Below are 9,542 nucleotides of genomic sequence, written 5' to 3'. Positions count from 1 at the left end.
ACTCAGCAGTGAAACGATGCATCGCCGATGGTAGTGTGGGGTTTCCCCATGTGAGAGTAGGTCATCGTCAAGATTAAATTCCGAAACCCCTATCTGCGTATGCAGGTAGGGGTTTTGTTTTGCCCGCAGGAAAGTTCGTACAGCATTACCGGACAGCTCCCGGCTGTCACAGTCTCCCGACAATGCTAAGGTTCGGCCCTAGCGTTTGTATTTTCCCAAGGAAGCCTTTATGCCGGACGCCACGTCCCTCAATGCTGCTTTTATGGTGGTTCAAAGCAACAGTCTGAATGAACTGCGCAGCCTGGTGATCAGCGTAATGCGGCGTTATCCGCTGGCTCCCCTGGAAAATGAAATCGCCTTGGTACAGAGCAATGGCATCGCGCAGTGGCTCAAGCTGGCCCTTGCCGAAGATCCGGAAGAGGATGACATGGGCGGCTGCGGTATTGCCGCCGCCATCGACGTGCAGTTACCCGGTAGCTTCATGTGGCAGCTTTATCGCATGGTCCTTGGACGGGATGAAATCCCGGTCAAATCGTTGCTCGATAAAGCGCCCCTGACCTGGCGTTTGATGCGTCTGCTCCCGCAACTGATCAACCAGCCGCACTTTGAGCCACTGCAGCGCTTCCTGACCCATGACACCGATTTGCGTAAGCGCTACCAGTTAGCTGAGCGACTCGCCGACTTGTTCGACCAATACCAGGTCTACCGCGCCGACTGGCTCGAAGACTGGGCAGAAGGTCGTCACCAATTGCGCAACGGCAGAGGCGAAGCCAAGCCACTGGCCCCGGCCAACTGCTGGCAGGCCGAATTATGGCGAGCGCTGTTGCTGGATGTGGGTGAGGAAGGCATGGCGCAAAGCCGTGCCGGCGTTCATCAGCGGTTTATCGAACGCATCAACAGCCTCGACGTCGCCCCCAGCGGATTGCCTGCACGGGTGATCGTTTTCGGGATTTCTTCGCTGCCTGCTCAAGCACTCGAAGCACTCGCCGGACTGGCTCGTTTCAGTCAGGTTTTGCTGTGTGTGCATAACCCGTGTCGTTACCATTGGGCCGACATCGTCGCCGATAAAGACCTGCTCCGGCATCAATACAAGCGTCAGTCTCGCAAGAGTGGCATGCCCGTTGTGCTCGACCCGCAAACCCTCCACCAGCATGCTCATCCGCTGCTGGCTGCCTGGGGAAAGCAGGGTCGGGACTACATCAATCTTCTCGACAGCTATGACGATCCCAACAGCTATAGCGCTGCATTTCGTGACGGTCGCATCGACCTGTTCAGCGATAATCAGCCAAAGAACATGCTCAATCAATTGCAGGACGACATTCTCGAATTACGCCCACTGAGCGAAACACGGGAGTGCTGGCCCGCCGTCGATCTTGAGCAGGACGAGTCGATCCGTTTTCACATCGCTCACAGTGCCCAGCGTGAAGTAGAGATCCTTCATGATCAGCTCCTGGCACGCTTCAGCGCTGATCCCGATCTAAGGCCTCGCGACATCATTGTGATGGTCCCGGACATCGACAGTTACGCACCGCATATTCGCGCCGTATTCGGTCAGCTTGAACGTCAGGACCCTCGTTTCATTCCTTTCACGCTCGCGGATCAGGGCCAGCGTGGTCGCGATCCCCTGCTGATCGCGGTCGAACACCTGCTCAAACTTCCCGACAGCCGCTTCCCCGTCAGCGAGATCCTCGACCTGCTGGACGTTCCAGCATTACGAGCCCGCTTCGGCGTCGAGGAGCGTGACCTGCCAACGCTGCACCGGTGGATCGAAGGTGCGGGCATCCGCTGGGGCATGAATGCCGAGCAGCGTGCAGGTCTGGGGTTGCCTGAAGCACTGGAGCAAAACAGTTGGCGATTCGGCCTGCGCCGGATGCTGCTGGGTTATGCCGTGGGCAGTGCCCTTGCGTGCGAAGGCATCGAGCCTTACGACGAAATTGGTGGTCTGGAGGCCGCGCTGATCGGGCCTTTGGTGGCCCTGCTGGATGCGTTGGAAATCGCCCATCAGGAATTGACTCAACCGGCACCGCCCAAAGAGTGGGGCGTGCGCTTGCAAGCATTGGTGCAGCTGTTCTTCCTGGCCAGCAATGAGCACGATGACTACTTGCTCGCCCAGCTCGAAGAGTTGCGCGAAACCTGGCTCGACACCTGTGAGTCCGTAGGTTTACAGGACGATTTGCCGCTGACCGTGGTTCGGGAAGCGTGGTTGGCCGGACTGGATCAGGGGCGCCTGTCCCAGCGCTTTCTGGCCGGTGCCGTTAACTTCTGCACCTTGATGCCGATGCGGGCGATCCCGTTTAAACGCGTCTGTCTGCTGGGCATGAACGATGGCGACTACCCTCGTGCGCAACCGCCACTGGATTTCGATCTCATGGGCAGTGACTACCGCCCAGGCGATCGCTCCCGTCGTGAAGATGACCGTTATCTTCTGTTGGAAGCGCTGTTGTCGGCACGAGATCAGCTCTACATCAGCTGGGTGGGCCGAAGCATCCGGGATAACAGCGAACGTCCGGCCTCCGTGCTGATTGGCCAACTGCGAGACCATCTCGCCAGTGGCTGGCGATTGCAGGATGAGGACAAGGACCTGCTGGAGGCCATGACTCAAGAGCACCCATTACAGCCCTTCAGCGCACGTTACTTCCATGAGGGTGACGCACTGTTCAGCTACGCCAATGAGTGGCAGGTACTTCATCAAATCACCCATCAGGTGGCAGAAGGCGAAGTACTTGAAGCTTACGTACAAGAGGAGCCACTAAGTCTCGGTCAACTGCAGGACTTCCTGCGCAATCCCGTGCGACATTTTTTCAGCCAGCGGCTCAAGGTGTTCTTCGAAGCGGCTGAAGTGCCCTTGGCCGATGAAGAACCCTTTGTCCTCGATGCGCTGCAACGCTACAACCTCAGTGACAGTTTGCTTGCAGCGGCTATGGGACGCATTGATCACGCCGATCAGGCACTGGATGACCAGGCCAAACGCCTGCAAAACAGTGGGCTGCTGCCCATGGCCGGATTCGGCGAATGCCTCCAGCGTGAGTTGATCGAACCGCTTCCGGATCTGCTGCAGCGTTATCAACAGCTCCTGGCGCTATGGCCGACTCCGCTGACCAGCGCTTTGCCTGTGAACCTCGAGTTGGAAGGCCTGCGCCTCGAAGGTTGGCTCAGTGGTTTGCACCAGCGTGCAGACGGTGGCTTGCTGTCGGTCACCACCATCCCCAACAGCATTGGCTCAATCAAAAACCGCAAATGGCACCGATTGACGCGGCCCTGGGTCAATCATCTGGTGGCCTGCGCCAGCGGCATACCGATGACCACCGCACTGGTGGCCAGCGACGATAGCCTGCTGCTGGAGCCGCTGGAGAAGGGTGTCGCACTGAAAACGCTCGGACACCTTCTGGAGGCCTGGCAGGCGGGCATGCGTCAACCCCTGCCGGTTGCAGTCAAAACGGCCTTCGCCTGGCTTGGTCAGACCGATCCGCTGAAGGCCGAAGCCGCTGCCCGCAAAGCCTATGAAGGCGATGGCCAGACCACTGACGGAGAGCGCCGCGAAAGCCCCGCACTCACCCGACAATTTGCTGACTACGACGCGCTGCTCGCCGACGAAACGTTCCCCGACTGGTGCAACGCCTTGTACAAACCGATGCTTGAAGCCCCGTGGCGATCACTGACCAGCGAGGGGGCTCGTTCATGACCACAAAAACACCACTGGCGCTGGCCTTCCCCCTGCGCGGCAGCCAACTGATCGAAGCCAGCGCCGGGACCGGCAAGACCTTCACTATTTCCGCACTTTATCTGCGCCTTGTCCTGGGGCACGGCAGTGACGCGAGTGGTTTCGGGCGTGAACTGTTGCCGCCGCAAATCCTCGTTGTGACCTTCACCGATGCCGCCACCAAAGAGCTGCGTGAACGTATCCGTACACGCTTGGCGGAGGCCGCGCGATTCTTCCGTGATGAGACCCCGGCACCGGATGGCCTCATTGCCGAACTGCGTGATCAGTACCTGCCCGAACAATGGTCGGGCTGCGCTAACCGCCTGGACATCGCCGCGCAATGGATGGATGAGGCGGCCGTCTCGACTATCCACAGTTGGTGTCAGCGCATGCTGCGCGAACACGCCTTCGATAGCGGCAGCCTGTTTACCCAGACCCTGGAAACCGATCACAGCGATTTGCTGGGCGAAGTCCTGCGCGATTACTGGCGGCTGTTTTGTTACCCGATGCAAGGCGATGCACTCAATTGGGTCCGCAGCAATTGGGGCGGTCCGGCGGCGTTGTTGCCGCGCGTGCGCGGTTTGTTTGCCAGTGAACGCGACAGTGTCGAAGGAAAAGAGCCGGCCGAACTGATCAGCGAATGTTTGCAGGAACGACGAAGCGCGTTGCTCGAACTCAAGATGCCTTGGCGCCAATGGGCGGACGAGCTGCTGGTGATTTGTCACCAGGGGGTTGCGAGCAAGAGCGTCGACGGTCGAAAAATGCAGGCACGCTACTTCGAGCCCTGGTTCGAAAAAATCAAAGCCTGGGCCGAAGATGAAGCGCTTGAACAACTGGACATCGGCACCGGTTTTACTCGTCTGACGCCGGACGGCATGGCCGAAGCCTGGAAAGGCGAAGTACCCCGTCATCCTGGATTGGACGCAATGCCCGGCCTCAAGGCCAGCCTCGACGGTCTGCCAACCCCAGACGCGGCCGTTCTGCAACACGCAGCCCACTGGGTGGGCGCGCGGTTCGAAGAAGAAAAGCGTCGCCGCGCGGAGATGGGCTTCGACGACATGCTGCTGCGCCTGGATGCCGCTTTGCAGTCCGAAGGCGGCGAGCGTCTGGCGACCCTGATTCGAGAGCAGTTCCCGGTCGCGTTGATCGACGAATTCCAGGACACCGACCCGGTGCAATACCGGATCTTCGAAAGCATCTATCGCATCGAAGACAACAATCCCGAGTGCGGCCTGTTCCTGATCGGCGACCCGAAGCAGGCGATCTACGCGTTCCGAGGTGCCGACATATACACCTACCTGCGTGCCCGTCAGGCCACGACCGGCCGACTGCATACGCTGGGCACCAACTTCCGCTCCAGCCACGGCATGGTCAATGCGGTTAACCATGTGTTCGAACGCGCCGAGTCTCGTGAGTCGGGGCGCGGCGCGTTTCTGTTTCGGGAAAAAAATGGCGACAACCCGGTTCCGTTTCTGCCCGTGGAGTCCCAAGGACGCAAAGAGGTTCTGCGCGTAGCGGGCCAAGTGGTTCCGTCCCTGAATATCTGGCATTTGTCCGCAGAACAACCCCTGTCCGGCGCGGTGTACCGGCAACAATTGGCCGCCGCCTGCGCCAGTGAAATCACTGCATTGCTTAATGGAGGGCAACAACGTCAGGCGGGTTTCGTCGAGGACGGAAAGGCTTTCAGAGGCCTGCTGCCAGCCGATATCGCGATCCTTGTCCGCGATGGTAAAGAAGCTCAAGCGGTGCGCGGCGAACTCTCGGCCCGAGGTGTGCGCAGCGTCTATCTGTCGGACAAGGATTCGGTGTTCGCCGCACAGGAAGCTCACGACGTGCTGACCTGGCTCAAAGCCTGTGCCGAGCCCGATGTCGAGCGTCCACTGCGGGCGGCGTTGGCCTGCATCACGCTTAATCTGTCGCTGGGTGAACTGGAGCGATTGAATCAGGACGAACTTGCCTGGGAAGCACGGGTCATGCAGTTCCGTGGGTATCGCGAGCTCTGGCGCAAGCAGGGCGTGCTGCCGATGCTGCGACGTTTGCTGCATGACTTCCAGCTCCCGCAGGCATTAATCGCACGCAGCGACGGCGAGCGAGTTCTGACTAACCTGCTGCACCTGTCCGAATTGCTGCAGCAGGCAGCGGCCGAACTCGATGGCGAGCAGGCACTGATCCGTCACTTGTCCGAGCATCTGGCGTTGTCAGGCCAGGCGGGCGAAGAACAGATTCTGCGCCTGGAAAGCGATGAACAACTCGTCAAAGTCGTGACCATTCACAAGTCCAAGGGCCTTGAATATCCCTTGGTGTTCCTGCCCTTCATCTGTTCGGCGAAACCAGTGGATGGCAGTCGTTTGCCGCTGCATTACCACGACGAAAACGGTAAGGCTCAGGTGAGTTTGAAGCCGACTGCCGAGTTGATTGCCCTGGCCGACGATGAGCGTCTGGCCGAGGATCTGCGCTTGCTGTATGTCGCCCTGACTCGTGCGCAACATGCGTGCTGGCTCGGCGTGACGGATCTCAAGCGCGGCAATAACAACAGTTCGGTGCTGCACTTGTCGGCGTTGGGTTACCTGTTGGGCGGTGGTTTGCTATTGGCCGACTCGGCAGGCCTGAAGCGCTGGCTGGAGGACTTGCAGCAGGACTGCCCGGCGCTGACTTACGCTGAAATGCCGCCAGCCACCGCCGAGCTTTACCATCCACCGCAAAACCAGGCGAGTTTGCTTGCGCTGCGCATCCCGAAACGCAAGGCCAGTGAAAACTGGTGGATCGCTTCGTACAGCGCCTTGCGCATTGGCGACAGTATGAGCGTGGGCAGTGACGAAGCCCCGGAGAGCCCGCAAGCGCAAAAGCTCTTCGACGACGAACGCCTCGACCCGCAAGCACCACGAGAAGTGGCGGCCGGTGGCGGTGATATCCATCGATTCCCCCGAGGTCCCAATCCCGGCACCTTTCTTCATGGTTTGCTGGAGTGGGCCGGCGACGAAGGTTTTGCCGCCACTCCACAAGCGATCGAAGACGCGATCGCCCGGCGCTGCAACCGCCGTGGTTGGGAAGGCTGGATCATCACTCTGAGCGATTGGCTGCAACATTTGCTCAAATCCCCGCTGCACATTGGCGGTGGGCAGGCCCCAGTGATTTTCGAGCAACTGACTCAGTACCGGGTCGAGATGGAGTTCTGGTTCGCCAGCCATAAAGTCGACGTGCTGAAACTGGATGAGCTGGTGCGTCAGCACACCCACAACGGCGTTGCCCGAGTGGCGGCCGAACCGGTCTTGCTCAATGGCATGTTCAAGGGTTTTATCGACCTCACCTTCGAGCATGAGGGGCGTTATTACGTCGCCGATTACAAATCCAACTGGCTAGGCGTTGACGACGCGGCTTACACCGAACAGGCCATGGAACAGTCGATTCTCGATAACCGCTACGACCTGCAATACGTGCTGTACCTGTTGGCCTTGCACCGACAGCTCAAGGCGCGGCTGGTCGACTACGATTACGACCGGCATGTCGGTGGGGCGCTGTACCTGTTCTTGCGGGGTACGCGTGCCGCCTCCCAAGGTGTGTATTTCGCTCGTCCACCCAAAGCACTCATCGAGCGACTGGACCAAATGTTCCAGGGCAAGCCAGAACCCAAGGCCGAACCCGCATGGGAACAGGGAGTACTGCTATGAGCCGCACCTTCGCCGATTTGTTGCCCACACCTTTGGCAGCGGAAAGCCTGGCGGATCTCGAGCCATTGAGCCGTGCCGATGACCTGCTGCTGTTACTGACGCGCTGGGTTGAACGGGGCTGGTTGCGTGCGCTGGACAAGGCCTTCGTCGCCTTCCTCCACGAACTCGCGCCCGGTGATGATCCGTTGGTGCTGCTCGCGGCCGCGTTGACCAGTCACCAGCTGGGCCACGGCCATGTGTGTCTGGACCTGTTCGAGACCCTGAAAGAACCGGATTTCGCCCTGTCGCTGCCCCCTGAAGGTGATGTGCACAGCGGCGCGATGTTATTGCCGTCGCAATTGCTTGAAGCTCTGGACGGTGCCCATTGGTGCAAGGTGCTGGCCTCGAGCAGTCTGGTGACGCTGGCCGCAGACGGGCGTGAAGCGTCGCAATCGCGGCCCTTGGTTTTATCCGGAAAGCGCCTGTACCTGCGCCGCTACTGGGCGTACGAGCGACGCATCGACGATGCCCTGCGCCTGCGCTTGGCAGAACACGAATCGACGCCGGATGATTTATCCCAACGCCTGACCGGTTTGTTCGGTTCCGCCAAAACCGGTGAGGTGATCGACTGGCAAAAACTCGCCTGTGCCTTGGCGACCCGCAGTGCCTTCAGCATCGTCACCGGCGGCCCGGGCACCGGCAAAACCACCACCGTCGTGCGCTTGCTGGCATTGCTCCAGGCGCCCGCAGTGGAAGCTGGCAAACCGCTGCGTATCCGACTGGCCGCACCCACCGGCAAAGCGGCGGCCCGGCTCACGGAGTCGATCAGCCAACAAGTCCGGACCCTGCAAGTCGCCGAATCAGTTCGCGGCCAGATCCCGTCGGACGTCACCACCGTTCACCGCTTGCTGGGCAGTCGACCCGGTACGCGACATTTCCGTCATCACGCTGGTAACCGCTTGCCGCTGGATGTGTTGGTGGTCGACGAAGCGTCGATGATCGACCTGGAAATGATGGCCAATCTGCTGGATGCAATGCCGGCTCACGCTCGATTGGTGTTGTTGGGGGACAAGGATCAACTGGCCTCGGTAGAGGCCGGCGCTGTATTGGGCGACCTGTGCCGGGATGCCGAGGCGGGTTGGTACAACCCGCAGACTCGCCAGTGGCTGGAAGCGGTCAGTGGTGAAAACCTGGAGAACAGTGGTTTGCAGGCCGACACCCAAGGCACTCGTCCGCTGGCCCAACAAGTGGTGATGCTGCGCCACTCGCGGCGGTTCGGCGAGGGCAGCGGCATTGGTCAACTGGCGCGTTGGGTCAATCAGCAACAACCCGAACACGCCCGCCAACTGTTGGCCGCACGAAGTCATGACGACGTGTTTTCCCTGCCGCTCAAGGGGGAACAGGACCGGGCTTTGGAGCGTCTGTTGCTTGAAGGCCATGGCGAAGGACCGCAAGGTTATCGTCACTATTTAAGTCTTCTGCGCAATCAGCGGCCAGCGCTCGACAGCCCGCTCGACGATCCTCGCTGGACCGAATGGGCGCGTCAGGTGTTGCAAGCCTTCGACGCTTTCCAGTTGTTGTGCGCCGTGCGCAAGGGCCCCTGGGGCGTGGAAGGGTTGAACCAGCGAGTGACCGCCGCGTTGCTCAAGGCCCGATTGATCGACAGCGATCAGCAGTGGTACGAAGGGCGGCCGGTGTTGATGACCCGCAACGACTATGGCCTGGGGTTGATGAACGGTGACATCGGCATTGCGCTCAAGCTGCCGGAGCGTGATGGGCCCGAAGCAGGCAAGCAGGTGCTGCGCGTGGCGTTTCCGCGTAATGATGGTCAGGGCGGCGTGCGGTTTGTGCTGCCGAGCCGGCTCAATGATGTCGAAACTGTCTACGCCATGACCGTGCACAAATCCCAAGGCTCGGAATTTGCCCATACGGCACTGATTCTGCCGGACGCCCTGAACCCTGTGCTCACCAAGGAACTGATCTACACCGGGATCACCCGGGCCAAGCATTGGTTCACCTTGATCGAACCTCGCACCGGTGTATTTGAAGAGGCTGTTCGGCGCAAGGTCAAGCGCTTGAGCGGGTTGATGTTGGAGCTGGAAGAAGGGGTTACACCGAGCGATTGAGGCGCGAGTTTCCGGCGCCAAAAAACCGTTCAAAGCGCCGCAGTACGCGGCCTCGCGGGTGTTTCATCG

Annotated in this window: 3 protein-coding genes; all 3 read left to right on the top strand. The window is 60.0% G+C overall.

Going from position 1 to position 9,542, the window contains the following annotated elements; translation table 11 throughout:
* The first annotated feature begins 229 nt into the window (after window positions 1-229).
* From recC to recD, 3 genes are read left to right on the top strand one after another with little or no spacing between them, the layout of a single operon-like run.
* Entirely contained in the window at window positions 230-3,682 is a 3,453-nt protein-coding gene (gene recC, locus H8F22_RS26175; protein WP_027924382.1) for an exodeoxyribonuclease V subunit gamma, read from the top strand.
* Window positions 3,679-7,368, top strand: a complete 3,690-nt coding sequence (gene recB, locus H8F22_RS26170; protein ID WP_194940861.1) for an exodeoxyribonuclease V subunit beta — start codon at window positions 3,679-3,681, stop codon at window positions 7,366-7,368. The genes recC and recB overlap by 4 nt, the downstream gene beginning before the upstream one ends.
* Window positions 7,365-9,473, top strand: coding sequence for an exodeoxyribonuclease V subunit alpha (gene recD / locus H8F22_RS26165; RefSeq protein WP_194940860.1), 2,109 nt, complete (start codon window positions 7,365-7,367; stop codon window positions 9,471-9,473). Before recB ends, recD begins: the two co-directional genes overlap by 4 nt.
* The last annotated feature ends 69 nt before the right edge of the window (window positions 9,474-9,542 follow it).

This window comes from Pseudomonas mucoides, assembly GCF_015461845.1.
Classification (GTDB): Bacteria; Pseudomonadota; Gammaproteobacteria; order Pseudomonadales; family Pseudomonadaceae; genus Aquipseudomonas; species Aquipseudomonas mucoides.
This window is presented reverse-complemented; position numbering and strand designations above follow the sequence as displayed.